General features: G+C 66.3%; 26 protein-coding genes. 17 read left to right on the forward strand and 9 right to left on the reverse strand.

Annotated features, from left to right (window positions below):
• Nucleotides 1–91: 91 nt before the first annotated feature.
• The 3 genes from urtA to C7402_RS20185 form a co-directional block, all read right to left on the reverse strand.
• On the reverse strand, nucleotides 92–1,396 hold the full coding sequence (urtA, locus tag C7402_RS20175) for an urea ABC transporter substrate-binding protein (RefSeq protein WP_116611816.1): 1,305 nt from the start codon (nucleotides 1,394–1,396) through the stop codon (nucleotides 92–94).
• A 483-nt stretch (nucleotides 1,397–1,879) separates the two neighbouring features.
• Complete coding sequence (locus tag C7402_RS20180; RefSeq protein WP_112172579.1) at nucleotides 1,880–2,203, reverse strand: rhodanese-like domain-containing protein; 324 nt, start codon at nucleotides 2,201–2,203, stop codon at nucleotides 1,880–1,882.
• 82 nt (nucleotides 2,204–2,285) lie between these two features.
• Nucleotides 2,286–2,939 carry a protein-L-isoaspartate O-methyltransferase family protein gene (locus tag C7402_RS20185; RefSeq protein WP_112172580.1) on the reverse strand — a complete coding sequence of 218 codons (654 nt, stop codon included), beginning with the start codon at nucleotides 2,937–2,939 and terminating at the stop codon, nucleotides 2,286–2,288.
• 328 nt (nucleotides 2,940–3,267) lie between these two features.
• On the opposite strand from C7402_RS20185, the gene C7402_RS20190 reads away from it, so the two are divergent.
• The 8 genes from C7402_RS20190 (at nucleotide 3,268) to C7402_RS20225 (ending at nucleotide 10,991) form a co-directional block, all read left to right on the forward strand.
• Entirely contained in the window at nucleotides 3,268–4,344 is a 1,077-nt protein-coding gene (locus tag C7402_RS20190) for a LacI family DNA-binding transcriptional regulator (RefSeq protein ID WP_116611817.1), read from the forward strand.
• Between the two features lie 52 nt (nucleotides 4,345–4,396).
• On the forward strand, nucleotides 4,397–5,884 hold the full coding sequence (locus tag C7402_RS20195) for a sugar ABC transporter ATP-binding protein (protein WP_112172582.1): 1,488 nt from the start codon (nucleotides 4,397–4,399) through the stop codon (nucleotides 5,882–5,884).
• Entirely contained in the window at nucleotides 5,865–6,884 is a 1,020-nt protein-coding gene (locus C7402_RS20200) for an ABC transporter permease (RefSeq protein ID WP_116611818.1), read from the forward strand. The genes C7402_RS20195 and C7402_RS20200 overlap by 20 nt, the downstream gene beginning before the upstream one ends.
• 108 nt (nucleotides 6,885–6,992) lie before the next feature.
• Complete coding sequence (locus C7402_RS20205) at nucleotides 6,993–7,961, forward strand: substrate-binding domain-containing protein (protein ID WP_112172584.1); 969 nt, start codon at nucleotides 6,993–6,995, stop codon at nucleotides 7,959–7,961.
• 39 nt (nucleotides 7,962–8,000) lie between these two features.
• Nucleotides 8,001–9,050 carry a sugar phosphate isomerase/epimerase family protein gene (locus C7402_RS20210; RefSeq protein WP_116611819.1) on the forward strand — a complete coding sequence of 350 codons (1,050 nt, stop codon included), beginning with the start codon at nucleotides 8,001–8,003 and terminating at the stop codon, nucleotides 9,048–9,050.
• Nucleotides 9,051–9,075: 25 nt separating this feature from the next.
• Nucleotides 9,076–10,236 (forward strand): Gfo/Idh/MocA family protein, encoded by a 1,161-nt coding sequence (locus tag C7402_RS20215; RefSeq protein ID WP_224040649.1) that lies wholly within the window; start codon nucleotides 9,076–9,078, stop codon nucleotides 10,234–10,236.
• Between the two features lie 147 nt (nucleotides 10,237–10,383).
• On the forward strand, nucleotides 10,384–10,707 hold the full coding sequence (locus tag C7402_RS20220) for a type II toxin-antitoxin system RelB/DinJ family antitoxin (RefSeq protein ID WP_112172587.1): 324 nt from the start codon (nucleotides 10,384–10,386) through the stop codon (nucleotides 10,705–10,707).
• Nucleotides 10,704–10,991, forward strand: a complete 288-nt coding sequence (locus C7402_RS20225; RefSeq protein ID WP_116611821.1) for a type II toxin-antitoxin system RelE/ParE family toxin — start codon at nucleotides 10,704–10,706, stop codon at nucleotides 10,989–10,991. The genes C7402_RS20220 and C7402_RS20225 overlap by 4 nt, the downstream gene beginning before the upstream one ends.
• 53 nt (nucleotides 10,992–11,044) lie before the next feature.
• Here C7402_RS20225 and C7402_RS20230 read toward each other — a convergent pair whose 3' ends face one another.
• Together C7402_RS20230 and C7402_RS20235 are read right to left on the reverse strand one after the other, a co-directional pair.
• On the reverse strand, nucleotides 11,045–12,211 hold the full coding sequence (locus C7402_RS20230; RefSeq protein ID WP_112172589.1) for an ABC transporter substrate-binding protein: 1,167 nt from the start codon (nucleotides 12,209–12,211) through the stop codon (nucleotides 11,045–11,047).
• Nucleotides 12,212–12,309: 98 nt separating this feature from the next.
• On the reverse strand, nucleotides 12,310–13,251 hold the full coding sequence (locus tag C7402_RS20235; protein ID WP_112172590.1) for a CysB family HTH-type transcriptional regulator: 942 nt from the start codon (nucleotides 13,249–13,251) through the stop codon (nucleotides 12,310–12,312).
• 229 nt (nucleotides 13,252–13,480) lie between these two features.
• Here C7402_RS20235 and C7402_RS20240 point away from each other — a divergent pair, with 229 nt between their 5' ends.
• From C7402_RS20240 to cobA, 6 genes are all read left to right on the forward strand, one after another.
• Nucleotides 13,481–15,160 (forward strand): nitrite/sulfite reductase, encoded by a 1,680-nt coding sequence (locus C7402_RS20240; protein WP_112172591.1) that lies wholly within the window; start codon nucleotides 13,481–13,483, stop codon nucleotides 15,158–15,160.
• A gap of 35 nt (nucleotides 15,161–15,195) precedes the next feature.
• Nucleotides 15,196–15,732 carry a DUF934 domain-containing protein gene (locus C7402_RS20245; RefSeq protein WP_116611822.1) on the forward strand — a complete coding sequence of 179 codons (537 nt, stop codon included), beginning with the start codon at nucleotides 15,196–15,198 and terminating at the stop codon, nucleotides 15,730–15,732.
• The gene (locus C7402_RS20250; protein ID WP_112172593.1) at nucleotides 15,729–16,508 is read left to right on the forward strand and encodes a phosphoadenylyl-sulfate reductase; all 780 of its coding nucleotides are present in this window, start codon (nucleotides 15,729–15,731) and stop codon (nucleotides 16,506–16,508) included. The genes C7402_RS20245 and C7402_RS20250 overlap by 4 nt, the downstream gene beginning before the upstream one ends.
• Nucleotides 16,509–16,607: 99 nt before the next feature.
• A complete protein-coding gene (gene cysD, locus C7402_RS20255) occupies nucleotides 16,608–17,570 on the forward strand; it encodes a sulfate adenylyltransferase subunit CysD (RefSeq protein WP_116611823.1) in 963 nt (320 codons plus the stop codon).
• A 25-nt stretch (nucleotides 17,571–17,595) separates the two neighbouring features.
• On the forward strand, nucleotides 17,596–18,912 hold the full coding sequence (locus C7402_RS20260) for a sulfate adenylyltransferase subunit 1 (protein ID WP_112172595.1): 1,317 nt from the start codon (nucleotides 17,596–17,598) through the stop codon (nucleotides 18,910–18,912).
• A gap of 54 nt (nucleotides 18,913–18,966) precedes the next feature.
• A complete protein-coding gene (cobA, locus tag C7402_RS20265) occupies nucleotides 18,967–19,734 on the forward strand; it encodes a uroporphyrinogen-III C-methyltransferase (RefSeq protein ID WP_112172596.1) in 768 nt (255 codons plus the stop codon).
• Between the two features lie 79 nt (nucleotides 19,735–19,813).
• Here cobA and C7402_RS20270 read toward each other — a convergent pair whose 3' ends face one another.
• From C7402_RS20270 to lptF, 3 genes are all read right to left on the reverse strand, one after another.
• Complete coding sequence (locus tag C7402_RS20270) at nucleotides 19,814–20,191, reverse strand: sirohydrochlorin chelatase (protein ID WP_112172597.1); 378 nt, start codon at nucleotides 20,189–20,191, stop codon at nucleotides 19,814–19,816.
• Nucleotides 20,192–20,258: 67 nt separating this feature from the next.
• Nucleotides 20,259–21,407, reverse strand: coding sequence for an LPS export ABC transporter permease LptG (gene lptG / locus C7402_RS20275; RefSeq protein ID WP_112172598.1), 1,149 nt, complete (start codon nucleotides 21,405–21,407; stop codon nucleotides 20,259–20,261).
• Between the two features lie 15 nt (nucleotides 21,408–21,422).
• The gene (lptF, locus tag C7402_RS20280; RefSeq protein WP_112172599.1) at nucleotides 21,423–22,523 is read right to left on the reverse strand and encodes an LPS export ABC transporter permease LptF; all 1,101 of its coding nucleotides are present in this window, start codon (nucleotides 22,521–22,523) and stop codon (nucleotides 21,423–21,425) included.
• 134 nt (nucleotides 22,524–22,657) lie between these two features.
• On the opposite strand from lptF, the gene C7402_RS20285 reads away from it, so the two are divergent.
• From C7402_RS20285 to C7402_RS20295, 3 genes are read left to right on the forward strand one after another with little or no spacing between them, the layout of a single operon-like run.
• Nucleotides 22,658–24,169, forward strand: coding sequence for a leucyl aminopeptidase (locus tag C7402_RS20285; protein WP_112172600.1), 1,512 nt, complete (start codon nucleotides 22,658–22,660; stop codon nucleotides 24,167–24,169).
• A gap of 52 nt (nucleotides 24,170–24,221) precedes the next feature.
• On the forward strand, nucleotides 24,222–24,638 hold the full coding sequence (locus C7402_RS20290; protein WP_116611824.1) for a DNA polymerase III subunit chi: 417 nt from the start codon (nucleotides 24,222–24,224) through the stop codon (nucleotides 24,636–24,638).
• 59 nt (nucleotides 24,639–24,697) lie between these two features.
• Entirely contained in the window at nucleotides 24,698–25,096 is a 399-nt protein-coding gene (locus tag C7402_RS20295; RefSeq protein ID WP_224040656.1) for a DUF2486 family protein, read from the forward strand.
• 52 nt (nucleotides 25,097–25,148) lie between these two features.
• On the opposite strand, the gene C7402_RS20300 is transcribed toward C7402_RS20295, so the two are convergent.
• Complete coding sequence (locus C7402_RS20300) at nucleotides 25,149–25,517, reverse strand: c-type cytochrome (protein WP_112172603.1); 369 nt, start codon at nucleotides 25,515–25,517, stop codon at nucleotides 25,149–25,151.
• Between the last annotated feature and the right edge of the window lie 71 nt (nucleotides 25,518–25,588).

Below are 25,588 nucleotides of genomic sequence, written 5' to 3' on the forward strand. Positions count from 1 at the left end.
GCTTCGCGGCGCGCGGGCGGCCCGTGAGCCGGTCACGCGCGCAACACGCGTGGCGGGCGGAAGGCGTGCAGCACGCCTGTGACGGGCAACATCAGGCGACGCGCGAGCGGCGCAGGAAGGCGGGCAGCGTGCTTTGCGTGACCACGTCCGGCTTGCCTTCGTTGCCGGCAATGAACGGGCTCCACGGTTGCGCGCGGATCGCCGTCTTCGTCTTCCACACCACGTTGAACTGGCCGTCGCCGCGAATCTCGCCGATCATCACCGGCTTGTGCAGGTGGTGATTGCCGTCCATCGTGAGCGTGAAGCCCGACGGCGCCGCCACGGTCTGCCCGATCATGGCGGTGCGCACCTTGTCGACGTCGGTGCTCTTTGCTTTTTCCACGGCCTGCTTCCACATATGGATGCCGACGAAGGTCGCTTCCATCGGGTCATTGGTCACGCGCCTGGCGCCGCCGGGCAGGTTGTTGGCCTTCACCCACGCTTCGAATTGGTCCTTGAACTTGGTGTTGTTCGGGCCTTTCACCGACATGAAGTAGTTCCACGCGGCGAGGTGTCCCACGAGCGGCTTCGTGTCGATGCCGCGCAGTTCTTCCTCGCCCACGGAGAACGCGACCACGGGCACGTCGGTGGCCTTGATGCCCTGGTTGCCGAGTTCCTTGTAGAACGGCACGTTCGAGTCGCCGTTGATGGTCGAGACGACCGTGGTCTTGCCGCCTTGCGAAAACGTCTTGATGTTCGCGACGATGGTCTGATAGTCGCTATGACCGAACGGCGTGTAGACCTCCTGAATATCGCTGTCCTTCACGCCCTTGGAGTGCAGGAAGGCGCGCAGGATCTTGTTGGTCGTGCGCGGGTACACATAGTCGGTGCCGAGCAGGAAGAAGCGCTTGGCGCCCCCGCCTTCGGTGCCCATCAGATATTCCACGGCCGGAATGGCCTGCTGGTTGGGCGCAGCGCCCGTATAGAACACGTTGCGCGACATCTCTTCCCCTTCGTACTGCACGGGGTAGTAGAGCAGGCCGTTGAGTTCCTCGAACACGGGCAGCACCGACTTGCGCGACACCGAGGTCCAGCAGCCGAACACGCAGGCCACCTTGTCCTGGGTGAGAAGCTGGCGGGCCTTTTCGGCGAACAGCGGCCAGTTCGAGGCCGGGTCGACCACCACGGGCTGGATCTGCCGGCCCATCACGCCGCCGTTCTTGTTGATGTCGGCGATCGTCATCAACGCGGTGTCTTTCAGCGAGGTCTCCGAAATCGCCATCGTGCCCGAGAGCGAGTGCAGGATGCCGACCTTGATCGGGCCGGTGCCGGTGTCCGCATGCGCGAACGGTACGCGTCCCGCAACCGCGAGTGCGCCCGACATCGTCCCGAGTTTCAACAGACTGCGACGTTTCATTTATTTGCCCCTTGTCGATGAAATAGGTCGTGGGCCGTGGCGCGTGGTCGTTTGTCGTCTTGCGCGCCGCCCGGTGTGTGTGTGGCCAGTCTTGCCCGTACCCTTCTGCAAACGTTGTGCCAGCGCGAGGGGAAAGTGCGAGGCTTGCCCCACAAGGGGTGCGCCGATGCGGGGCGCATGCGTGCGCGCACGGCAAGCGGGCGATTGTGGTGCAGCGAGATGCATGTTCGGGCGCGCTGCATCGTCTCAGTGCGCGCATGCATGATGCGAAGCGGCCGGTGCGGCGGCGCACGCTGCATCGTTGTGCATGCACGGTGCGCGCGTCAGGCGGGGCGAAGCGGAGTGGAGTGACGTGAAGCGACGTGAAGCGAAAAGAAGACGCGCTTGAAAAGCGCCGGCCTCAAAACGACAAAGGGCGTGGCCGAAGCCACGCCCTTTCAATCTGTCTCGCCAGTGCAGGCACTGGCGCTCAAGCGAGGGGGCTCAGTACGTCGGCACCTTGGGGTCGACCTGACGCGACCACGCGTCGATGCCGCCTTGCAGGTTGAACACCTTCGTGTAGCCGCGCGACTCCAGGAACATCGCCACCTGGGCGCTGCGCGCGCCGTGGTGGCAAATGCAGACGATCTGCGCTTCGTCGTCGAGTTCCTCGCTGCGCGCGGGGATCTCGCGCATCGGGATCGACAGGCTGCCGGCGATCTTCGCCGTTTCGATTTCCCAGGGCTCGCGCACGTCGAGCAGCACAGGGGTGGCGCGCGAGGTGTCGGCGAGCCATTCGGCAAGAGCGGGGGCGGTCAGATTCTGCATGGAACACTCGATCAGGTAAAAGGCCGGGCCGCCGCGAAAGGCGCCCGGCAATGCAACGGATGCAACAGTGAGCCGGCGCGCGTCAGAACTTGAAGCGCGGCGGGTGCACGGCGTTTTGCAGCGGTTCGACGTAGGTTTCGAACACGCCGGCGATGCGGTACTGCTTCTCGTCGATGCGCGTGATGATCTGCGCTTCCATGACGGGCGCTGAGCCCACGAATGCGGCGAGGCGGCCGCCCACCTTGAGCTGCTCAAGCAGTTCCTGCGGCACGACCGGCAGGCCGCCCGAGACGCAGATCACGTCGTAGGGCGCGTTGGCGGCCCAGCCGCGCGCGCCGTCGCCGAGCGCGACTTCGGCGTTCAGCACGCCGTTCTTGACGAAGTTCGCGCGGGCGAACTCGGCGAGCTCCGTGTCGATCTCCACGGTCAGCACCTTCTGCGCGCGGTGCGCGAGCAGCGCCGCCATGTAGCCGGAGCCCGCGCCGATTTCCAGCACGCTTTCGTGCTTCTTCACCGCGAGTTCCTGGAGCACGCGCGCCTCGACGCGCGGCGCCAGCATGTGCTGCCCGTTCGGCAGCGGCAGTTCGAGGTCGGCAAACGCGATGTCGACATAGGCCGCGGGGACGAAATGCTCACGCTTGACGATCGAGAGCAGGTTCAGCACGTCCTGGTCGAGCACTTCCCAGGGGCGAATCTGCTGTTCGATCATGTTGAAACGCGCTTGTTCGATGTTCATGGTGACTCGGCGTTGTGGTCGGGATCAGTTCGGGACCGCTTTCGGATTCTGCTTCGCTCCGGACGGCGGTTCCGGGGTCATGGGGCTGGCCCGCGCGCTGGAAGCCTTCCCCGTTGCTCGCGACACCCCACCAGGCCCGGCAAAAAAGGCGTCGGGCAACCGCAGAATTGTAGCAAACCGGCTTCTGGCTTTGCCTCGCCGTCGGCAGCCGGGGCGCATCCGGGCGCCAATATCGGATCGGTGTTTGTCCTGGCTTCATGCGCCTTGCGGTTTTGCGATTTACCTACCAAAAATGTAATCGATTACATCCGGGGCCCCGAACGCCGCCATGCCCGCTCACCCGTCTGGATCGCCGCAGCCCGAAAACGCCGACGCGCAAGGTGCGGGCGAGGGCGCGCGCGGCGGCTCCATTGCCGCGGTCGCGCAGCGCGTGGGCGTGTCGGTCGCGACGGTTTCGCGCGTGCTCAACGGCCACGCGAACGTGCGCGCCGCGACGCGCGAGCGCGTGCTGGCCGAGGTCGAGGCGAGCGGCTACCGCGTGAACGAACTCGCGCGCAACCTGCGCACCGCCGAAAGCCGCCTGCTCCTCACGATGGTGCCCGACTTCGGCAACCCGTTTTACGCCGAGATCGTGCGCGGCATCGACAGCGTGGCGCGCCAGCACGGTTATTTCATGCTGCTGTGCGACACGGGCGCCGACGCGGGCCGCGAGCGCGGCTACTTCGACCTGCTGCGCCGCCATCGCGCGGACGGCGCGATCTGCCTCGATCCGGCCACGGTGCAGCAAGCCAACCGGCTGATGGCGGCCGAATCGGCGGCGCTGCCGTGGGTGGCCTGCTGCGAGTTCGACCCGGACGTGGGCGTGCCTTTTGTGGGCATCGACAATTACCGGGCCGCGCACGACGCGGTGCGGCATTTGATCGCGCGGGGGCGGCGACGCGTCGCGCTCATCAACTCCGACGAGCACTACCTCTACGCGCAGCAGCGCCGCGACGGCTGGCGCGACGCGCTTGCCGAGGCCGGCGTCGAGGCGCGCGACGTCTGGCGCGTGAATGTGAACTGCCTCGACTACGACGCGGGCGCGCAGGCCGCCGCCGCGCTGATGCACTTGCCGGCGGAGCACGCGCCCGAGGCGATTTTCGCGGTGTCGGACACGCTGGCGGTGGGCGTCGTCAACGGTTTGCGCAGCGTGGGGCGGCGCGTGCCCGACGACGTCGCCGTGGTGGGTTTCGACGATATCGCGCTTGCCGCGCGCATCGACCCGCCGCTCACGACGATCGCCCAGCCCATGCGCGAACTGGGCGAGACGGCCGCGCGGCTGTTGCTGCGGCGCCTCGCCGACCCGCGCGCGAGCGTGCCGGGCGTGCTGCTGCCGCATCGGCTCGTGATACGCGAGAGCGCCTGAACGCAGGAGACACGCCGCCACGGGCGGCGCCATCGAGGAGGAGCGCACGCTCATGAGCGTCGCCGTGAAATTCAACGACATCCGCAAGGACTTCGGTCCCGTGCGCGTGCTGCACGGCGTGAGCTTCGAACTCGCGCCGGGGCGCATTCACGGGCTGCTCGGCGAGAACGGCGCGGGCAAGTCCACGCTCATGAAGATCCTCGCGGGTTATGAAGCGGCAAGCGCGGGCGAGATGCTCGTGGACGGCGTGGCGCGCCGCTTCGAAGGCTCGCGCGAGGCCGAGGCGGCCGGCATCGTGCTGATTCACCAGGAGTTCAACCTCGCCGAGCATCTCACGATCGCGCAGAACATCTTCCTTGGCCACGAGAAGCGCCGGGGCTGGCTCGTCGACGACGCCGCCATGCGCCGCGAAGCGCGCGATCTGCTCGCGCAGGTGGGGCTCGCACGCGACCCGGACGTCAAAGTGCGCGACCTGATCGTGGCCGAAAAGCAACTGGTGGAGATCGCCAAGGCGCTGTCGCGGCACGCGCGCCTGCTCATCATGGACGAACCCACGGCCACGCTCACGCCCGCCGAAACGGCGCGCCTCTTCGCGTTGATGACGAAGCTGCGCGCGGCGGGCACGACGCTCGTCTACATCTCGCACAAGCTCGACGAAGTGGAGCGGATCACCGACGACGTGGTCGTGATGCGCGACGGCCGTTTCGTGGCCGCGAGCGCGACGGCAGGCCTCGCGCGCCAGCAGATGGCGAACCTGATGGTGGGCCGCGACGTCTCCGACATGTTTCCGGAGAAACAGGCCGCGCCCGAGGACGCGAGCGTGGCGCTGCGCGTGACGAATCTCGCGGTGCCGGGCTGGGTCGAGGACCTCTCGTTCGAGGTGCGCGCGGGCGAGATACTCGGCTTCGCCGGGCTCGTGGGCGCGGGGCGCAGCGAAGCGTTCGAGGCCATTGTGGGCCTGCGCGCGCGGCGCGCGGGCGTCATCGAAATCGACGGCCGCGCCGTGACGCTGCATCAGCCGCGCGACGCGATGCGCCACGGCCTCACCTACCTGAGCGAAGACAGAAAAGGCCGTGGCCTGCACATGAACCTCACGCTTCAGGACAACCTCACGCTCATGACGCTCGAACGTTACGGTCACCCGCTGCTGGACCTCAAGGCGGCCCGCCGCGCGCTGGAAACGGCGGTGCGCGAATTCGGCATCCGCACGGGCGACCTCAACAGCCGCGCGCGCATGCTGTCGGGCGGCAACCAGCAGAAGCTCGCGCTAGCCAAGTTCCTTCAGCCCGACCCGCGCGTGATCGTGCTCGACGAGCCCACGCGCGGCGTGGACGTGGGCGCGAAACGCGACATCTATTTCCTGATCCAGCGGCTCGCGGCCTCGGGGCGCGCGGTCGTGGTGATTTCGTCGGAGCTGGTCGAACTGATCGGGCTCGCGCATCGCGTGGCGGTGATGCGCGCGGGCCGGCTCGTCGCCACGCTCGGGCGCGAGCACCTGAACGAAGAGGAGTTGATCGCCCATGCAACCGGCACCCACTGAAGCGGCGCCCGAGGGGCGTCGCGCTCGCGCCGCCGCGCTGCGGCTCGTGCATCGGCTCGCGGGCGTCGGGCCGCTCATCGGCCTGATCGCGCTATGCGTGCTCGGCACGCTGCTCAACCGCGACTTCGCCACCGCCGGCAACCTGCTCAACGTGCTCACGCGCACGTCGTTCATCGGCATCATCTCCGTGGGCATGACGTTCGTGATCATCTCGGGCGGCATCGATCTGTCGGTCGGGTCGATGGCGGCGCTCATCGCGGGCGTGATGATCTGGACGATGAACACGCTGGCCGACGCCCACGGGCTCGCGCCGCTCGCGATCGTGGCAATCGGCATGGCGATTGCGCTCGTGCTGGGCGCGGTGTTCGGGCTCGCGCATGGCTTGCTCATCACGCGCGGGCGTATCGAACCGTTCATCGTGACGCTCGGCACGCTCGGCCTCTTCCGCTCGGTGCTCACGTGGCTCGCCGACGGCGGCGCGCTCACGCTCCAGAACAATCTCGTCGATCTCTACGGGCCGGTGTATTACGCGAGCCTCTTCGGCATACCGGTGCCCGTGTGGGTGTTCGCGCTCACGGCGGCGGGCGGCGCGCTCATTCTCAATCGCACCGCGTTCGGGCGGCATGTGCAGGCCATCGGCTCGAACGAGCAGGTCGCGCGCTATGCCGCGATTCGCGTGGATCGCGTGAAGTGCGCGACCTACGTGCTGCTCGGCGTGTGCGTGGGCGTGGCGACCGTGCTCTATGTGCCGCGCCTCGGCTCCGCCACGCCGACCACGGGCCTGCTGTGGGAACTGGAGGCGATCGCCGCCGTGGTGGTGGGCGGCACCGCGCTCAAGGGCGGCGAAGGACGCGTGGCGGGCACCGTGGTGGGCGCGGTGCTGCTTTCGGTCATCGCCAACATTCTCAATCTCACGAGCATCATCAGCGTGTATCTGAATGCGGCGGTGCAGGGCGTGGCGATCATCGCCGTGGCGTTCTTGCAGCGCGGCAGACGGTAAGGATGGCGAAGCAGATCGGGCAGGGCGAGTCGAGGGGTCGAGAGGTGGAAGGAGGCAGCGAACACTCAACGCATAAAACGGGCGCGGGCCCGCATAGGAGACGGCATCATGAAGAAGATGATTCGAACGATGTGCGCGGGCGCGCTGGCGCTCGGCGTGGCGGCGACCTTCGGCGCGGGTGCGGCGCGCGCCGACGACAAGGTCACGCTGGGCGTGGCCATTCCCACGGCCGACCACGGCTTCACGGGCGGCATCGTCTGGTGGGCGAACGAGGCGAAAAAGGAACTCGAAAAGGCGCATCCCGACCTGAAGGTCATCGTCAAGACGGCTGCGAACGCGCCGGATCAGGCGAACCAGTTGCAGGACCTCGTGACGGTGAACAAGATCAACGCGCTCGTGATCTTCCCGTATGAATCGGCTTCGCTCACGCAGCCTGTCGCGCAGGTGAAGAAGAAGGGCGTGTACGTGACGGTGGTCGATCGCGGCCTGACCGACACGAGCGCACAGGACGCCTATGTGGCGGGCGACAACACGGCGTTCGGCAAGATCCCCGCCGAATATCTCGCGAAGCAGTTGAACGGCAAGGGCGACATCGTCGCGCTGCGCGGCATTCCCACCACGCTCGACAACGAGCGCTGGACCGCGTTCACGACCGTGCTGAAGGGCTATCCCGACATCAAGATCCTCGACGCAAAGTACGCGAACTGGAACCGCGACGACGCGTTCCGCACGATGCAGGATTACCTCACGCGCTTCAAGCACATCGACGCCGTGTGGGCCGCCGACGACGACATGGCCGTGGGCGTGCTCAAGGCGATCGACCAGGCCAAGCGCAACGACATCAAGATCGTGTTCGGCGGCGCGGGATCGAAGGAGATGGTCAAGCGCGTGATGGACGGCGATCCGCTCGTGAAGGCCGACGTGTCGTATTCGCCGAAGTTCATCTACGACGCGATCAAGCTCACGGCCGAGGCGCGTCTCGCGGGCAAGCCGCTGCCGGCCACGACGATCATTCCCTCGGTGCTGATCACGAAGGAGAACGCCAAACAGTTCTACTTCCCCGACTCGCCGTTCTGAGCGGCGCCAGCGCGCACGATCGACAGGAGACGCAAGCCGATGAAGACGATCAAGGGCCCGGCAATCTTTCTCGCGCAGTTTCTCGGCGAAGACACGCCGTTCGACAGCTTCGCGCACATGGCCGGCTGGGCGGGCCAGCTCGGCTACAAGGGCATCCAGGTGCCCACCGACGCGCGTCTCATCGATCTCGCGCAGGCGGCGTCGAGCGTGGCCTACTGCGACGACCTGCGCCAGCAGGCCGACGACGCGGGCGTGGCGATCACCGAGCTTTCCACGCATCTGCAAGGGCAGCTCGTGGCCGTGCATCCCGCCTACGACACGCTGTTCGACGGCTTCGCGCCGCAAGCGGTGCGCGGCGATCGCGAGGCGCGCACGGCCTGGGCCATCGAGCAGTTGATGCTGGCCGCGCGCGCCTCGAAAAATCTCGGGCTCGCCACGCATGTGACGTTTTCGGGTGCGTTGGCGTGGCCGTATGTCTACCCGTGGCCGCAGCGCCCGGCGGGTCTCGTCGAAGCGGCGTTCGACGAACTCGCGCGCCGCTGGCGGCCGATTCTCGATGCCTTCGGCGCGGCGGGCGTGGATGTCTGCTACGAATTGCACCCCGGCGAGGACCTGCACGACGGCGTGACGTTCGAGCGCTTTCTCGCGGCCGTGGGCGATCACCCGCGCGCGAACATCCTCTACGACCCGAGCCACTTCGTTTTGCAGCAGCTCGACTACCTCGCGTTCATCGACCTCTATCACGCGCGCATCAAGGCCTTTCACGTGAAGGATGCCGAATTCCGCCCGAGCGGCCGCCAGGGCGTGTATGGCGGCTACAGCGGCTGGGTCGAGCGCGCGGGGCGCTTCCGGTCGCTGGGCGACGGGCAGATCGACTTCGGCGCGATCTTCTCGAAGCTCACGCAGTACGACTTTCCTGGCTGGGCGGTGCTGGAGTGGGAATGCGCGCTCAAGCATCCCCATGACGGCGCGCGCGAGGGCGCGGAGTTCATCAAGCGGCACCTCATCCGCGTGGCGGAGCATGCGTTCGACGACTTCGCGGGCAGTGGCGTCGATGCGGCGCAAGTGAAGGGCGTGCTGGGTCTCTGAACCCGGTTTTCGCAGGAGCGACGCAATGACTCGAAGACTCAGGCTCGGCATGGTCGGCGGCGGCGAAGGGGCATTCATCGGCGCGGTGCATCGCATCGCGGCGCGGCTCGACGACGCGTTCGAACTGGTGGCCGGCGCGCTTTCGTCCGACGCGGCGCGCGCCCGCGCGAGCGCGCAAGCGCTGGGTCTTGCGCGCAGCTACGCGGACTGGCGCGAAATGGCGAGTGTGGAGGGCGCGCGCGAAGACGGGATCGAGGCGGTGGCGATCGTCACGCCGAACCATCTGCATGCGCCGGTCGCGCATGCGTTCATGGACGCGGGCATCCACGTGATTTGCGACAAGCCGCTTGCGGTTTCGCTCGCCGAGGGCGAAGCGCTGGCGAGGCATGCCCGCGACGCGAATCTCGTGTTCGCGCTCACCCATACGTACTCGGGCTACCCGCTCGTGCGGCATGCGCGCGAACTGGTCGAGGCAGGGGAGATCGGCGAGGTGCGTATCGTGCAGGTCGAGTATGCGCAGGACTGGCTCGCCCAACCTGTCGAACGCGCGGCCGGGAGCGGCGGCGCGAACCGCCAGGCGGTGTGGCGCACCGATCCGGCGCTCGCGGGCCCGGCGGGGTGCCTGGGCGATATCGGCACGCACGCTTATCAACTGGCGGCGTTCGTGAGCGCGCTCGTGCCGGCGTCGCTCGCCGCCGAGGTGCACACCTTCGTGCCGGGCCGCCGCGTGGACGATCACGTGCAGGCCATGCTGCGCTACGCCAATGGCGCGCGCGGCATGCTGTGGGCGAGCCAGGTGGCGAGCGGCGCGGAGAACACGTTGCGCCTGCGCGTATACGGCACGAAGGCCGGGCTGGCGTTCGATCAGGAGGAGCCGAACCTGCTGTGGTTCACGCCGCAGGGCGGTGAAGCACAGCGGCTCACGCGGGGCCGCGTGACGGGGACGGCGGCCCGGCACGCCACGCGCGTGCCGCCGGGGCACCCGGAAGGATATCTGGAGGCGTTCGCGCAGCTCTACCGCGACGCCGCCGCGCAGATCCATGCGCGCGAGGCGGGCGTGGCGGCGCCACCCGAGAGCCGGCTGCTGACGACGGTCGACGACGGCGTCGAAGGGTTGCGCTTCATCGAAGCCGTGCTGGCAAGCAGCGCGGCGGGCGGCGCGTGGCGGCGCATCGAACGGCAATAGCCATTCGGATGAATTGAGCGCGAAGGGGAGGGACGGGAAACTTGCGACATCTTTAACCCGCTTCAAAGGTGGAGCATGTCTAACGTAATTCAATTGAATTACACTGCGTCTTCGACACGGTCAATGACCCATCCAGGGAGTGAGTCGATGAACGCAAGCGCATTGGTACAGGTACGCATCGATCCCGCGCTCAAGCAGCGCGCGGCCGAAGTGCTCGACAACATGGGACTCACGGTGTCCGACGCCGTGCGCATCCTGCTCACGCGTATCGCGAACGAGGGGGCGTTGCCGTTCGATTTCGCCGTCGATCCGGTGGCGCACGACGCGTGGTTCCGGGCGAAGGTGCGCGAAGCGCTGGAGGACCCGCGCCCGGCCGTGCCGGATGAAGAGGTGGAGGCGCACTTCGCGAAGCGGCGCGCGGCGGCGGCCAGCCAGGCCGAGCCCACGGGCAACCGCAAGGCGAAAAATTGAAGGTCCGGTGGTCGCCGCTCGCGCTGGCCGACCGCGAAGCGATATTCAACTTTGCCGTGACGGATAGCCCGCGCAGGGCGATCGTGTGGGACGAACGGATTTCGGCATCCGTTCGACGTCTGCGGCTTTTTCCCAACCTTGGCCGCGTTGGCCGCGTGAGCGGCACGCGCGAGCTGGTGATCGAGTCAACACCGTTCGTGCTTGCCTACCGGTACGAGGACGACGCACTCACGATACTGCGCGTCGTGCATAGTGCGCGGCGATGGCCGGGCAATATCGACTAAGCGGCGGCGGGGCTGCAATGAACGCCGCCGCTCGTCGAACCCGCTCGTCGAACCTATTGCCCGAGATACACGAACTTGCCGCCGCGTACCGTGCCCATCACGCTGGCGCGCTGGTCGAGGCCCACGTGGTCCGTGGGGCTCGTGTTCACCATGCCGTTGGGCACGACCACTTCGTGCGCGTGTTCCAGTTCGTTGCGCAACGCCACGCGGAACGCCTCCGTGCCCGGCTGCGCGGTCTTGAGCGCGCGCGTGACGGCATCTTGCAGGCGCGGGTACACACCCGCGGCGTCGCCCGCGAACTGCGTGACGGTGCCGGGACCGTACTTGGCCTCGTAGGCGTCGACGAAGGCGAGCGCCGCCTTCTGCGCGGGCTGGTCGGCGGGCAGCGTGCGCGCCACGACCACAGGCTGGGTCGGGAACAGCGTGCCTTCCACGTCCTTGCCGCCGAGCTTGATGAACTCGGGCGTGGCGATGCCGTGCGTCTGATAAACCGGCCCCTTGTAGCCGCGCTCGATCAGCGTGCGCTGCGGCAGCACGGTCGGCGTGCCCGCACCCGCAATCAGCATGGCGTCGGGTTTGGCCGCCATCAGCTTGAGAATCTGGCCCGTTACGCTCGCGTCGGTGCGGTTGTAGCGCTCGGTCGCGACGATCTGGATATTGCGTTCCTTCGCGAACTTCGTGAACTCGTTGAGCCAGCTGTCGCCGTAGCTGTCGGCAAAGCCGATGAAGCCCACCGTCTTCACGCCGTGCGCGGCCATGTAGCGCGTCATGACGTCGGCCATGGCGGCGTCGGTCTGCGCCATCTTGAAGGCCCACACGCGCGGGCCCTGCTGCGGCTCGACCACCGAGCCGGAGCCGACCAGCGTGATCATCGGCGTCTTGTTTTCGGCCACCGGGTCGAGCGCCGCGAGCGCCGCCGGCGTGATGTTCGGCCCGACGATCACGTCCACGTGGTCTTCGTTGATGAGCTTGCGGATGTTGCGCACGGCGGCGCCCGGGTCGGAGCCGTCGTCGAGCACGATGTAGTCGGCCTTCTGGCCCGCGATCGTCTCGGGCCACATCAGCATGGCGTTCTTGCTGGTGATGCCGATGGCGGCGGCAGGCCCCGTGCTCGACAGGTCGATGCCGACCTTGATGTCGGCGTGGGCGGTGCTCGCGAAAGTGGCGGCGGCAAGCGCGGCCGCCGCGACGAGCGGGCGCAAAAACGTGTGCAACTTCATCCGTTGAGTCTCCAGGCGAAAAGTGAAGCGGGAAGTGATGTTCTTGTGATACCGATTTTGTCTGATTTTTCTTCCGCAGCGGCCCCGGCCGCGGACCGCTACAGCTCGTAACTCTCGTGCTCGCCCTTGAGCGCCTGCTCGATCAGCTTGCGGTTCAGGCTCGGTGAAAGCAGTTCGACGAGCGTATACACATAGCTGCGCAGGTAAGCCCCCTGTTTGAGCGCCACGCGCGTGACGTTGCTGCCGAACAGGTGCCCCACGGGCACGGCACGCAGGTGGCGGTCGCGCTCGGCGTTGAAGGCGATGTCGGCCATGATGCCCACGCCCAGACCCAGTTCCACGTAGGTCTTGATCACGTCCGCATCGATGGCTTCCAGCACGATGTCGGGCGAGAGGCCGCGCAGGCGGAACGCGTCGTTGATCTTGGTGCGGCCGGCGAAGGCGTTGTCGTAGGTGATCAGCGGATATTGGGCCAGATCGTCGAGCGAGAGCGGCTTGCGCTCCAGCAACGGGTGGTCGGGCAGCATCACCGCCACATGGTGCCAGGTGAAGCAGGGCAGCGACACCAGCTCCTTGTAGCCGGAGATCGCTTCCGTGGCGATGCAGAGGTCGGCCTGGTCATGGAGCACCATTTCCGCGACCTGCGTGGGGCTGCCTTGCAGGATCGAGAGATGCACCTTCGGAAAGCGCCGCTTGAATTCGGCGATGGCGGCGGGCAGCGAGTAGCGCGCCTGCGTGTGCGTGGCGGCGATGGTCAGGTTGCCCTGGTCCTGTGCGGCATAATCCTTGCCCACGCGCTTGAGGCTCTCCACCTCCTGCAAAATGCGCTCCACCGAGGCGAGGATGATCCGGCCCGGCTCCGTGAGCGAGCGCACGCGCTTGCCGTGGCGTGTAAAGATTTCGACCCCAAGCTCGTCCTCCAGCTCGATGATCGCCTTCGAAACGCCCGGCTGGCTTGTATACAGTGCCTTGGCCGCTTCGGTGAGGTTGAAGTTCTGGCGCACGGCCTCGCGGACGAAGCGGAACTGGTGCAGGTTCATAGATAACCCTTATAACCTGTGTGCATATCGACCTGATTTTTGAGTCGTTTGAAATATAAGGCGAGTTTATTACCATTCCTCCAACTTTTCCAATATGGATATCTGTTTTGGTCATTAGCAAATGACTGGCGCGATTGAAGGGCGCCGGGCATGAGCCAGAACAGAGAGTGCGAAGTCGGAGCGCGGCGTAACCGGAACGCCGCGAATGAACCAACCCTGGGGTCCCCGAATGTACCAATACGATCAGTACGACCAGACCATCGTCGACGAACGCGTCGCGCAATACAGCGACCAGGTTCGCCGCCGCCTGTCGGGCGAATTGAGCGAAGAAGAGTTCCGCCCGCTGCGCCTGCAAAACGGCCTGTACTACCAGCGCCACGCGTACATGCACCGCATCGCGATTCCGTACGGCAATCTGCGCAGCGACCAGCTCCGCATGCTCGCCACCATCGCGCGCGAGCACGACCGCGGCTACGGCCACTTCTCGACGCGCTCGAACATCCAGTACAACTGGATCAAGCTCGAAGAAACGCCGGAAATCCTGCGCAAGCTCGCTTCGGTCCAGATGCACGGCATCCAGACGTCGGGCAACTGCATCCGTAACATCACCGCCGACCAGTTCGCGGGCGTCGCGCCCGACGAAGTCATCGACCCGCGTCCGTGGGCCGAGATCCTGCGTCAGTGGTCGACGTTCCACCCCGAATTCGCGTGGCTGCCGCGCAAGTTCAAGATCGCCGTTTCCGGCTCAAAGGAAGACCGCGCGGCCGTGCAGATCCACGACCTCGGCGTGTACCTCGAGCACAACGAGAAGGGCGAAGTCGTCGCGAGCATTCTCGCGGGCGGCGGCCTTGGCCGCACGCCGATCGTTGGCGCCATCATCAAGCGCGACCTGCCGTGGCAGCATCTGCTGACCTACTGCGAAGCCGTGCTGCGCGTGTACAACCGCTATGGCCGCCGCGACAACATGTACAAGGCGCGTATCAAGATTCTCGTGAAGGCGCTCTCGCCCGCGAAGTTCGCCGAGCAGGTCGAAGAAGAGTGGCAGCACCTGAAGGACGGCCCCTCGACGCTCACGCAGGAAGAACTCGATCGCGTCTCGCAGTATTTCGTGCCGCCGGCGTATGAAAAGCTCGCCGACACGGACACGTCGTACGAAAAGCATCTGCTGGAAAACCGCGCGTTCGCGCGCTGGGTCGAGCGCAACGTGCGCCCGCACCGCGTGCCGGGCTACGCGTCGGTCACGATCTCGCTCAAGCCGCGCGACATCGCGCCGGGCGACGCCACCGACGTGCAGATGGACGCCGTGGCCGGCTGGGCCGACGAGTACTCGTTCGGTCAGATCCGCGTGTCGCACGAGCAGAACCTGATTCTCGCCGACGTGAAGAAGCGCGACCTGTTCGCGCTGTGGGAAAAGGCGAAGACGCAAGGTTTCGCGACCGCGAACATTGGTCTGTTGACCGACATCATCGCGTGCCCGGGCGGCGACTTCTGCTCGCTCGCGAACGCGAAGTCGATCCCCATCGCGCTCGCGATCCAGGAGCGTTTCGACAACCTCGATTTCGTCTACGACCTGGGCGACCTGACGTTCAACATCTCGGGCTGTATCAATGCGTGCGGTCATCACCACGTCGGCAATATCGGCGTGCTGGGCGTGGACAAGGACGGTTCGGAGTGGTACCAGGTCACGCTCGGCGGTGAGCAGGGCACAGGCGCCAACGGCGCGCGCCTTGGCCGCGTGATCGGCCCGTCGTTCTCGGCGGAAGAGATGCCCGACGTGGTGCAGAAGGTGGTCGACACGTTCGTCGAGCACCGCATCGACGGCGAGCGTTTTATCGACACGTACGACCGCATCGGCATTACGCCCTTCAAGGAGCGCGTCTACGCTTCGCGCCAGCCGGCCCACGCTTAAAAGCAGCACGCAACGAGATACGAGAGTCAAACACGATGGCATTGATTATCAAACAACGCGAGATCGTCGAAGACAACTGGCAAGTCGTGCGCGCGGCTGAAGACGGCGCGCTGCCGGAAGTCGGCGCACTGCCCGCCGGCAAGGTGCTGGTGCCGCTCGCCTACTGGCAAGCGCAGCGCGAAGCGCTGGTTGCCTCGCGCGGCAAGGACGAACTCGGCGTGTGGCTCGCGCCGGACAGCGAACCGGCCGATATCGCCGCCGACTTCGACAAGCTCGCGCTGATCGGCGTGGACTTCCCGGTGTTCCGTGACGGCCGCGGCTTTTCGATTGGCCGCCTGTTGCGCGAGCGCTATGGCTACCAGGGCGAACTGCGCGCGATCGGCGACGTGCTGCGCGATCAACTGCGCTTTCACGAGCGTTGCGGCTTCGATTCGTTCGCCGTGCGCGCCGACAAGGACATCAACGACGCGCTCAAGGCGTTCACCGAATTCACGGTGCAATACCAGGGCGCGTTTGACGAGCCGTCGCCGCTGTTCCGCCGCCGCCTCGCGCAACAAGGCGCCGCAGCATGAGCACCGTTTCTTCCACGCCAGCCAGCGAAATCACGGCTGACCTGCAAGCGAAGATCGAGCGCCTCGACGCGCTGCTCGATTCGATCGCGGCACGTCACGCCAACGTGAAGCTAGCCAGCAGCCTCGCGGCTGAAGACATGCTGCTCACCCACGCGATCCTGTCGCGCGGTGTGAAGATCGGCATCTTCTCGCTGAACACGGGCCGCCTGCACGCCGAAACGCTCGGCATGCTCGACGCCGTGCGCGAGCGCTACGGCTACGAAATCGAGCAGTTTCATCCGCAGCAGGACGCGGTGGACGAGTATGTCGCCCAGCACGGCCTGAACGCGTTCTACGAGAGCGTGGACCTGCGCAAGCGCTGCTGCGAGATCCGCAAGGTCGAGCCGCTGAACCGCGCGCTTTCGGATGTTTCCGCGTGGGTCACGGGCCAGCGCCGCGAGCAGTCGGTCACGCGCGCGGAACTGCACGAGGAAGAACGCGACGAAGCGCGCAACATCGACAAGTTCAATCCGCTCGCGGACTGGACCGAAGCCGATGTGTGGGCCTACCTGCGCGGCTTCGAGGTGCCGGTGAACCCGCTGCATGCGCGCGGCTACCCGAGCATCGGCTGCGAGCCGTGTACGCGTGCGATCCGTCCCGGCGAGGACAGCCGCGCGGGCCGCTGGTGGTGGGAATCGCGCGACACGAAGGAATGCGGCTTGCATATCACCTCTGTGTCGGCCATTCCGGTCGTCGAAGTGTCGCCTCTGGTGTCGCCCATCGGCCAGCCGAACTAAGATTGAAGTTTGTCGTGCCGTCGTCAAGACCGGCGCGCTACCGAATACCGAGTACTGCGTGCCCCGTAAAAAGGGCGCGAATCAACGAAGGATCCGAACATGAGCACCACGCTCGACTCAGCAGTGAACGCACCGCTCCAGGTCACGGCGAACCGCATGGACCACCTCGACTGGCTCGAAGCCGAGTCGATCCACATCCTGCGTGAACTCGTCGCCGAATGCAGCAAGCCTGCGCTGCTGTTCTCGGGCGGCAAGGATTCGGTCGTCGTGCTGGCGCTCGCACTGAAGGCGTTCGGCCTCGGCGCGAACCGCAAGACCTCGCTGCCGTTCCCGCTCGTGCACATCGACACGGGTCACAACTACGAGGAAGTGATCGACTTCCGCGATCGTCGCGCTGCCGAAATCGGCGCCGAACTCGTGGTCGGTCACGTGGAAGATTCGATCAGGAAGGGCACGGTGCGCCTGCGCCGCGAAACCGATTCGCGCAACGCCGCGCAAGCGGTCACGCTGCTCGAAACCATCGAAGAATACGGCTACACCGCGATGATCGGCGGTGCGCGCCGCGACGAAGAGAAGGCCCGCGCGAAGGAGCGTATCTTCTCGTTCCGCGACGAATTCGGCCAGTGGGATCCGAAGGCGCAGCGCCCGGAACTCTGGAGCGTGTACAACGCGCGCCTGCACAAGGGCGAGCACCTGCGCGTGTTCCCGATCTCGAACTGGACGGAACTGGACGTGTGGCAATACATCGAGCGCGAGAAGCTCGAACTGCCGTCGATCTACTACGCGCACCAGCGCGAGATCGTGCGCCGCAACGGCCTGCTCGTGCCGGTCACGCCGCTCACGCCGATGAAGGAAGGCGAGGTCAGCGAAATGGCGCAGGTGCGTTTCCGCACCGTGGGCGACATCAGCTGCACCTGCCCGGTGGCGAGCGATGCCGACAACGTCGAGAAGATCATCGCTGAGACGGCCGTGACTGAAATCACGGAACGCGGTGCGACGCGCATGGACGACCAGGCGTCGGAAGCCGCGATGGAACAGCGCAAGAAGCAAGGTTATTTCTAAAGAGCACGCAGAGGAAGAAACGAACATGGTTACGACGCATCAACCTGAAGACCTCGGCGTGCTGCGCTTCATCACGGCGGGCAGCGTGGACGACGGCAAGAGCACGCTGATCGGCCGCCTGCTGTACGACAGCAAGGCAGTTTTGAGCGACCAGCTTTCGGCGCTTTCGCGTGCGAAGAACAAGCGCACCGTCGGCGACGAGATCGATCTCTCGCTGCTCACCGACGGCCTCGAAGCCGAGCGCGAGCAGGGCATCACGATCGACGTGGCGTATCGCTACTTCGCCACGGCCAAACGTAAGTTCATCATCGCGGATACCCCCGGCCACGAGCAGTACACGCGCAACATGGTGACGGGCGCTTCGACCGCGCACGCCGCGATCATCCTGATCGACCCCACGCGCGTGACGGTCGAAGACGGCGTGACGCAACTGCTGCCGCAGACCAAGCGTCACAGCGCCATCGTCAAGCTGCTGGGCCTCCAGCACGTGATCGTCGCGATCAACAAGATGGACCTCGTCGACTACAGCGAAGCGACGTTCAATCTGATCCGCGAAGCCTATGTCGCGCTCGCGCGTCAGCTTGGCCTCGCCGACGTGCGCTTCGTGCCGGTTTCGGCGCTCAAGGGCGACAACATCGTGGCCGCGAGCGAGCGTATGCCGTGGTACGCGGGCGAGCCGCTCCTCGACGTGCTCGAACAACTGCCGGTCGCGCAGGCTACGGCCGAAGCGCTGCGCTTCCCGGTGCAGTGGGTCGCGCGCCAGGACGGTTCCAGCGCCGACGATTTCCGCGGCTACATGGGCCGTGTCGAAGCGGGCGAAGTGAAGCTCGGCGACGCCATCTCGGTGCTGCCGGCCGGCCGTAGCGCCACGGTTGCCGAAATCATCGCGCCGGTGCCGGGCGGCACGGCGCAAGTGGATCGCGCATTCGCGGGCCAGACCGTCACGATCCGCCTCGCGGAAGACGTCGATGTTTCGCGCGGCGACACCTTCGTGCCGGCGGCCGATGCCGTCGAGCCCGCGAAGAAGATCGAAGCGGACCTGTGCTGGTTCGACGACGAGCCGCTCTCGCCGCAGCGCAAGTACCTGCTCAAGCAGACCACGAGCACGGTGTTCGCGAAGATCGGCGCGGTCAAGCAGGTGCTGGACGTGCACACGCTCTCGCACGCGACCGACCGCCACGAACTCGCGATGAACGATATCGGCCGCGTGGCGCTCTCGCTGCAAAAGCCTTTGGTCTGCGACCTGTATGATGCGAATCCTGGCACCGGCGCATTCGTGCTGATCGACGAGGCGACGCATCACACGGTGGCCGCGGGCATGATCCGCGCGTTCTCGGCATAAGGCCTGGCCGCGACGTTGCGGCCGCGCGCGGCCGCAACAATGGATTCGAAGCAAATGGGCAAGGTATATCTGATCGGCGCGGGACCGGGCGCAGCGGACCTCATCACGGTGCGCGGCGCGCGGCTGCTCGCGGGCGCCGACGTCGTGCTGCATGATGCGCTCGTTGAGCCGGCCATGCTGGACTACGCACCGCAAACCGCGAAGTTCATCGCGGTCGGCAAGCGCTGCGGGCAGCGCTCCACGGCGCAACACTTCATCAACAAGCAACTCGTCGATGCGGCGCGCGAGCACGCCGTGGTCGTGCGCCTGAAGGGCGGCGACCCGATGCTGTTCGGCCGCGCCGACGAGGAAATGCGCGCGCTCGAAGCGGCCGGCATCGAATTCGAAGTCGTGCCGGGCATCACGGCGGCGCTGGCGAGCGCGGCGACGCTGCAACGCTCGCTCACGCTGCGCGGCGTGGCCCGCAGCGTGGCGCTCGCCACGTATTCGCGCGCGGCGGGCAGCGAAGAGATTCGCGAGCAGGTCAACGCCGATTCGCTGGTGTTCTACATGGGCCGCGACAGCGCGCCCGAGATTGCGCGCCAGTTGATCGAGGCGGGTCGCGCAGGCGCGACGCCCGTGGCGATCGTCGAAGCATGCAGCACCGCGCGCGAGCGCACGCTCACGCTCACGCTGGCGGCCCTCGAAGCGGGTGAGGCGCAGGAATGGCTCGACCCGGCGCAGCCGAGCCTGCTCATGATCGGCGACGCCTTTGCGCAACGAGCCGGGCAGGCGCAACGCGACGACGACGCGCAGGACGATAGCCGCCGCGCCGCTGCATAAACGCCGCACGCAAAAGGCAAGGAAAGCAAAACGGGCTCGCTGAAAATAGCGAGCCCGTTTTTTTATGCGTGAGCGTTTTTTAGTCGCGTTCGTTGCCGATGCAATACCGCACGATGGCATCGAGCACGGCGTCGTCCTCTCCAACGGCCCCCGCGCAACGCAGATGCACATTCGGATGCGCGCTCTGGCACTGTGCGATCAGCGCGGGCAGATCGCGCCGCACGTGGCCGCCCTGGCCGAAGAACACGGGCACGACCGTGATCGTGTCGCAGCCCGCCGCGGCCTGCCCGGCGATGGCGTCGGGCAGGCTCGGCGTCATGAGTTCGAGAAAGGCGAGGCCGACCGGTCCCGCATCGCCGCGCGCGGCCGTGAGCTTCGCGGCGAGGCGCTGAAACGGCTCTTGCCAGCGCGCGTCGCGCGCGCCGTGGCCGAAGAGGATCATGCCGTGCGTGCCCATGCTGGCGAGCCTGTGCGAGTGAACGAAGTAGCGAACTGGCGAAACTGGCTGGCGAGGGCGCCCGCCCTCAATGCCGGTCGACCCATTTGAGTCCGATCAGCCCCACCGCGAGGTAGATGAGCCCCGGTGTCGCCGCCGTGAGCGGCGCGGGCCAGGTGTTCAGTGTACCCACGTGCGAGAACAGCGTGTTCACGAGCTGGAAGCTCATGCCGAGCATGATGCCGCCGAACACCTTCATGCCCACCACGCCCGCGCGCGTATGCAGATACGCGAACGGCAGCGAGAGCACGAGCATCACGAACACGGCGAACGGGTAGAGCAGCTTGCGCCAGAACGCGATCTCGTAGCGCTGCGAGTCCTGATGGTTCTCGGTCAGATGCTGGATATAGCGGAACAGGTTGAACATCGACATGCGGTCGGGCGACACGAGCAGCACCGAAAGGATTTGCGGCGTGAGTTCCGAGCGCAGCGAGTATTCGGGAGCCGACGTCTGCTGGGCGCGATAGACCGGGTTGAGCGCGTCGGCCGGCTGGTTCTGCGGCGGCGGCACGCCGATCAGTTCGGTGTCGGTCACATCCTTGAGCAGCCAGTGGCCCGGCGGCTGGAACGTGCCGCTCTTCGCGAGACGCACGTTGGAGAGCCGGAACTGCGAATCGAATTCGTAGATGCGCACGTTCGTGATGGTCGCGTCGGGCAGCAGTTCGCCCACGTTCACGAAGCGCGTGACCTGCTCGCCGTCGGCGCGTGCGCTGAGCGTGTCCTTCACCCACACGCCCGACTGGAAGTTGCTCGACACGGCCGAGCCGAGCGCCTCGAGACGCACGCGCTCGGAAAGCTGGTCGGTGTACGGCCCGACCACTTCGCCGATCAGATAGGTGAGCAGCACGAGCGGCACGCCGATCTTGAGCAGCGAGCGCAGCGCCTGGTTCGTGGCGAGGCCGGACACGCGAAAGATCGTGTACTCCGAGTTCGCGGCCATTTGCGCGAACACGTAGATCGCCGCGATGAGCGCCGCGACCGGGATGATCTCGTAGAGCCGCGAGGGCGCCTGGAGCGCCACGCGCAGCACCGCGTACTGGAACTTGTAGTTGCCGTGCCCGACCGAGTTCAGCTCGTTGATGAGGTCGAAGAAGAAGAACAGGCCCGAGAAGGCGAACAGGATGAAGATGAACGTCAGATAAACCTGGCGTGCAAAGTATTTCTCGTAAATGCGCATCGGTCAGTTCCCCTCTCAGTTTCCAGGGGAGGTGCGCTGGAACATCGCACGTGTAATGAGCGGCCGGTTGCGCACACGTATCCAGAAGATGAACACCACGAGCGCGAACACCACGAGGTGCAGCGAGACGAGTCCCACGGCGAACGGCATTTTGCCTTGCTCGATCTGCGACTGCACGACGTTGAGCAGGTTCGAATAGGTGAGGTAGATCAGCACCGCCATCACGAGGTTGATCGTGCGGCTGCGGCGCGGGTTCTGGTACGCGAGCGGAATGCCGAGCAGCATCAGGTTGATCGCGATGAGCGGCAGCCCGGCGCGCCAGGCCAGCTCGCCCAGGTTGTCGTTGCTCGGCTGGCGCAGGAGGCCCGGCGTCGACGTGGTGCTCGCCGACGGCGTGTTCACCACGGGCTGGCTCGTGATCTTCACGCCATAGCGCTGGAACTCGCTGATGCGAAAGTCCGGGTGGCCCGGCTCGCCGTCGTAGCGGCGGCCGTTCTCCAGCACGACGAAGCGGTCGCCGCCCTTCATGGTTTCGGTGTGGCCGGTCTTCGAGACGATCACGCTGACCTTGCCGTTTTCCGTGCTCGTGACGAACACGTTCTCCACGCGGCCCTGGTCGGGGCTCATGCTCTCGATGAAGAACACGCGGTGCGTGGTGGGCGATTCGCGGAACTGGCCGGGTGCGAGCAGCGACACTTCATCGCGCTGCTGGAAGCGCGCGCGAATGAGCTTGCTCTGCGCGTTCGACCACGGCCAGCCGACGAAGGCGAAGAACACGATGAGCAGGATGATCGGCGCGGAAAACGTGGCGACCGGCTTGATCAGGCGCGTGAGGCTCACCCCGGAGGAGAGCCAGACGACCATCTCGGAGTCTTTGTACCAGCGCGTGAGCACGAACAGGATCGACACGAAGAGCGTGACGATGAGCATCACGGCCATGTAGCCGATCACGGTGAGGCCGATCAGCACCAGCACATCGCGCGGGTCGATTTGACCGGACGCGGCGAAGCCGACGATGCGGATCATCATCGTCGTCAGCATGATCGTGAGCAGAACCATGAACACGGCGCCGGCCGTGTACGCGAGTTCGCGCTGCAGGGAACGTTCGAAGATCATTCTAGATGGGCAGGGCGGACGGCCCGTGCCGGGAGGCGCGCAGCTCGCGCAACCGCCCAGGAGCCGCCGCGGGAAAAATAGCGGATAATTGCGGCTTTCATCCTAAGCCCTGATTTTATCCGAGGACAAGCGCGATGGACTTTAGCATAAAAGCCTGTGACTGGAGCAAAGGCGGGGAAGGCCCCTTCCTGACCGGCAAGTCGGATTGCGTCGTGGTCGGCGTGTTCGAGGCGCAAACCCTCTCGGGCCCGGCGTTCGCGATCGACAGCGCCATTGGCGGCGCAATCGCGCGCGTCGTCAAGGCCGGCGACATCGACGGCAAGGCAGGCTCCACGCTGTTCCTGCCGGAAGTGAGCGGCATTGGCGCCTCGCGCGTGCTGCTCGTGGGCCTCGGCAAGCAGGACGCCTTCGGCCAGAAGGCCTATGGCGACGCCGTGCGGGCCGCCTGGCGCGCCATCCTCGGCACGAAAATCGCGCAGGCCACGTTCACGCTCGCGCAACTGCCGGTGAAGGAGCGTACGGGCGACTGGGGCGTGCGCGCCGCCATTCTCGCGCTGCGCAACGAGACCTACCGCTTCACGCAGATGAAGAGCAAGCCCGACGTTTCGCAGCGGGCCCTGAAGCGCGTGGTCTTCAGCATCGACGCCGCCGAGGAAAAGGCCGCGAAGCTCGCCGCCAAGCAGGCCGCCGCGCTCGCCAACGGCATGGACCTCACGCGCGACCTCGGCAACCTGCCGGGCAACGTCTGCACGCCGACCTATCTCGCGGCCACGGCCAAGAAGCTCGCGCGCGACTGGAAGCTCAAGGTCGAGGTGCTCGGCCAGCGCCAGATCGAAGCGCTCAAGATGGGCTCGTTTCTTTCTGTAACAAAGGGCTCGGTCGAACCGCCGCAATTCATCGTCCTGCACTATCAGGGCGGCAGCGCGAAGGCGGCGCCCATCGTGCTGGTCGGCAAGGGCATCACGTTCGACACGGGCGGCATCTCGCTCAAGCCCGGCGAGGGCATGGACGAAATGAAGTACGACATGTGCGGCGCGGGCTCGGTGCTCGGCACGATGCGTGCGGTCGCCGAAATGGGGCTCAAGCTCAACGTGATCGGCATCATCCCGACCTGCGAGAACATGCCCGCGGGCAACGCCACGAAGCCGGGCGACATCGTCACGACGATGGCGGGGCTCACGGTCGAGGTGCTCAACACCGACGCCGAAGGCCGCCTCATCCTGTGCGACGCGCTCACCTACGCCGAGCGCTTCAAGCCGGCCGCCGTGATCGATATCGCCACGCTCACGGGCGCGTGCATCATCGCGCTCGGCCATCACAACAGCGGGCTCTTCTCGAAGGACGACGCGCTCGCGGGCGAGTTGCTCGACGCCTCGCGCGAAGCGAACGATCCGGCCTGGCGCCTGCCGCTCGACGACGAGTATCAGGACCAGCTCAAGTCGAACTTCGCCGACCTCGCCAACATCGGCGGCCGGCCGGCTGGCAGCGTGACGGCGGCGTGCTTCCTCTCGCGCTTCACCGAAAGCTACCCGTGGGCCCACCTCGACATCGCGGGCACCGCGTGGAAGAGCGGCGCGGCCAAGGGCGCAACGGGCCGCCCGGTCCCGCTGCTCGCGCAGTTCCTCATCGATCGCGCGGCGCAATGACGGCAGGCATGGCGATTGCTGCATGCATAACGGTGCGCGCGGTGGAGCAGGCATGACGCGCATCGATTTCCACACGAACGTCGGCGACTCGCTGCTGTATGCGTGCCGCCTCGTGCGCAAGGCGTATCAGGCGGGCCAGCAGGCGGTGGTGCTGGCCGAGCCCGCGCGTCTGCGCGCGTTCGACGAGATGCTGTGGACGTTCTCGCCGCTCGACTTCGTGCCGCATTGCATGGCGGGCAGCCCGCAGGTGGAGGCGTCGCCCATCGTGCTCGCGGTCGATCTCGAACGTGCGCCGCATCATCGCGTGCTGCTCAATCTCGGCGCGGCGGTGCCGCCGCAGTTCGCACGCTTCGAGCGCCTGCTCGAAGTGGTTGGCGATGCGCCCGACGAACTTGCGTCGGGGCGCGAGCGCTATCGTTTTTACCGCGACCGCGGTTACGCGCTCAACAACTACAAGCAGGGCGGCTGAGTCCGGGCGCGAGTGGCGTACCGGCCCCTGGCCGACTGCTCGGATCGATGGAGGTAAACATGTCCGGCATGCACGACACGGAAGAAGCTGCGATTCCGCTCTTGAGCGAGGTGATGGTGGCCGGCAATCCGCTGCGCGCCCATAACGTCGAAGAGGCGAAAAGCGCGACGGCCGCCGCCGTGAAGGCCGCCGTGGCCGAGCGCGAGGGCCTGTTCGCGCACGACGCCGACGCGCTCGTCGAGCGTCTGCGCGGGCGGTGTCTGACCTGGCTCACGGGCGAAGGCCGCGCCGTGATCGAGGCGCGTTGCAGCGCCGCGATGCAGGAGCATTCGACCTGGCTCGTGGGGCAGGTGTCGCGCGAGATCGGTCTCGCGCTCGAAACCGAGCTCAAGGTGTGGGTGAAGGCCGCCGTGCGCGAAGAACTCGCGGCGCGCGCGGGTCCGACGACCGCGGCCTGAAGCGGCCAAGCCGCGTGGCGCGGCGTCGCCGGGCCACGCGGCGCTTTGCACCTCACTTGAGCGTGAGGATCCAGTTCGCGAGCGTGGCCGCCTGGCCAGGATTGAGCTGCGTATTGGCCGGCATGGGCACCGTGCCCCATACGCCGGTGCTGCCTTCCAGAATCTTGTGGGTGAGGTAGGTTGGGGCGTCCGGCTTGCCGGCGTACTTCGCGGCGACGTCCCGCAACGCCGGACCCATGAACGTGCGGGTGACCGAATGGCAGCTCATGCAGTTTTGCTGCTGGGCAAGCGCCAGGCCCGTGGGACCGTGCTGTGCGTAGGCCGCGCCTGAGGCGAGTGCGCCGAAGGCTCCGAGAGAGCCAAGCGCGAGGGCGGCGGCGAGCGTCGCTGTCTTGTTCTTCGCTTGCGACTTCCGTTTCATACTGGTCTCCGCCAACGTGGTCGCCGGCTGTGTCGTCGCATTATAAGAGCAAAGGGCGCACGTCCCCGACG

This window comes from Paraburkholderia unamae (genome assembly GCF_003096875.1).
In the GTDB taxonomy this organism is placed as follows: Bacteria; Pseudomonadota; Gammaproteobacteria; order Burkholderiales; family Burkholderiaceae; genus Paraburkholderia; species Paraburkholderia unamae.

Excerpts from the sequence above, each read along its gene's own strand:
- urtA (WP_116611816.1), bottom strand. The coding sequence starts at position 1,396 with ATGAAACGTCGCAGTCTGTTGAAACTCGGGACGATGTCGGGCGCACTC.
- C7402_RS20180 (WP_112172579.1), bottom strand. The coding sequence starts at position 2,203 with ATGCAGAATCTGACCGCCCCCGCTCTTGCCGAATGGCTCGCCGACACC.
- C7402_RS20185 (WP_112172580.1), bottom strand. The coding sequence starts at position 2,939 with ATGAACATCGAACAAGCGCGTTTCAACATGATCGAACAGCAGATTCGC.
- C7402_RS20190 (WP_116611817.1), top strand. The coding sequence starts at position 3,268 with ATGCCCGCTCACCCGTCTGGATCGCCGCAGCCCGAAAACGCCGACGCG.
- C7402_RS20195 (WP_112172582.1), top strand. The coding sequence starts at position 4,397 with ATGAGCGTCGCCGTGAAATTCAACGACATCCGCAAGGACTTCGGTCCC.
- C7402_RS20200 (WP_116611818.1), top strand. The coding sequence starts at position 5,865 with ATGCAACCGGCACCCACTGAAGCGGCGCCCGAGGGGCGTCGCGCTCGC.
- C7402_RS20205 (WP_112172584.1), top strand. The coding sequence starts at position 6,993 with ATGAAGAAGATGATTCGAACGATGTGCGCGGGCGCGCTGGCGCTCGGC.
- C7402_RS20210 (WP_116611819.1), top strand. The coding sequence starts at position 8,001 with ATGAAGACGATCAAGGGCCCGGCAATCTTTCTCGCGCAGTTTCTCGGC.
- C7402_RS20215 (WP_224040649.1), top strand. The coding sequence starts at position 9,076 with ATGACTCGAAGACTCAGGCTCGGCATGGTCGGCGGCGGCGAAGGGGCA.
- C7402_RS20220 (WP_112172587.1), top strand. The coding sequence starts at position 10,384 with ATGAACGCAAGCGCATTGGTACAGGTACGCATCGATCCCGCGCTCAAG.
- C7402_RS20230 (WP_112172589.1), bottom strand. The coding sequence starts at position 12,211 with ATGAAGTTGCACACGTTTTTGCGCCCGCTCGTCGCGGCGGCCGCGCTT.
- C7402_RS20235 (WP_112172590.1), bottom strand. The coding sequence starts at position 13,251 with ATGAACCTGCACCAGTTCCGCTTCGTCCGCGAGGCCGTGCGCCAGAAC.
- C7402_RS20240 (WP_112172591.1), top strand. The coding sequence starts at position 13,481 with ATGTACCAATACGATCAGTACGACCAGACCATCGTCGACGAACGCGTC.
- C7402_RS20245 (WP_116611822.1), top strand. The coding sequence starts at position 15,196 with ATGGCATTGATTATCAAACAACGCGAGATCGTCGAAGACAACTGGCAA.
- C7402_RS20250 (WP_112172593.1), top strand. The coding sequence starts at position 15,729 with ATGAGCACCGTTTCTTCCACGCCAGCCAGCGAAATCACGGCTGACCTG.
- cysD (WP_116611823.1), top strand. The coding sequence starts at position 16,608 with ATGAGCACCACGCTCGACTCAGCAGTGAACGCACCGCTCCAGGTCACG.
- C7402_RS20260 (WP_112172595.1), top strand. The coding sequence starts at position 17,596 with ATGGTTACGACGCATCAACCTGAAGACCTCGGCGTGCTGCGCTTCATC.
- cobA (WP_112172596.1), top strand. The coding sequence starts at position 18,967 with ATGGGCAAGGTATATCTGATCGGCGCGGGACCGGGCGCAGCGGACCTC.
- C7402_RS20270 (WP_112172597.1), bottom strand. The coding sequence starts at position 20,191 with ATGGGCACGCACGGCATGATCCTCTTCGGCCACGGCGCGCGCGACGCG.
- lptG (WP_112172598.1), bottom strand. The coding sequence starts at position 21,407 with ATGCGCATTTACGAGAAATACTTTGCACGCCAGGTTTATCTGACGTTC.
- lptF (WP_112172599.1), bottom strand. The coding sequence starts at position 22,523 with ATGATCTTCGAACGTTCCCTGCAGCGCGAACTCGCGTACACGGCCGGC.
- C7402_RS20285 (WP_112172600.1), top strand. The coding sequence starts at position 22,658 with ATGGACTTTAGCATAAAAGCCTGTGACTGGAGCAAAGGCGGGGAAGGC.
- C7402_RS20290 (WP_116611824.1), top strand. The coding sequence starts at position 24,222 with ATGACGCGCATCGATTTCCACACGAACGTCGGCGACTCGCTGCTGTAT.
- C7402_RS20295 (WP_224040656.1), top strand. The coding sequence starts at position 24,698 with ATGTCCGGCATGCACGACACGGAAGAAGCTGCGATTCCGCTCTTGAGC.
- C7402_RS20300 (WP_112172603.1), bottom strand. The coding sequence starts at position 25,517 with ATGAAACGGAAGTCGCAAGCGAAGAACAAGACAGCGACGCTCGCCGCC.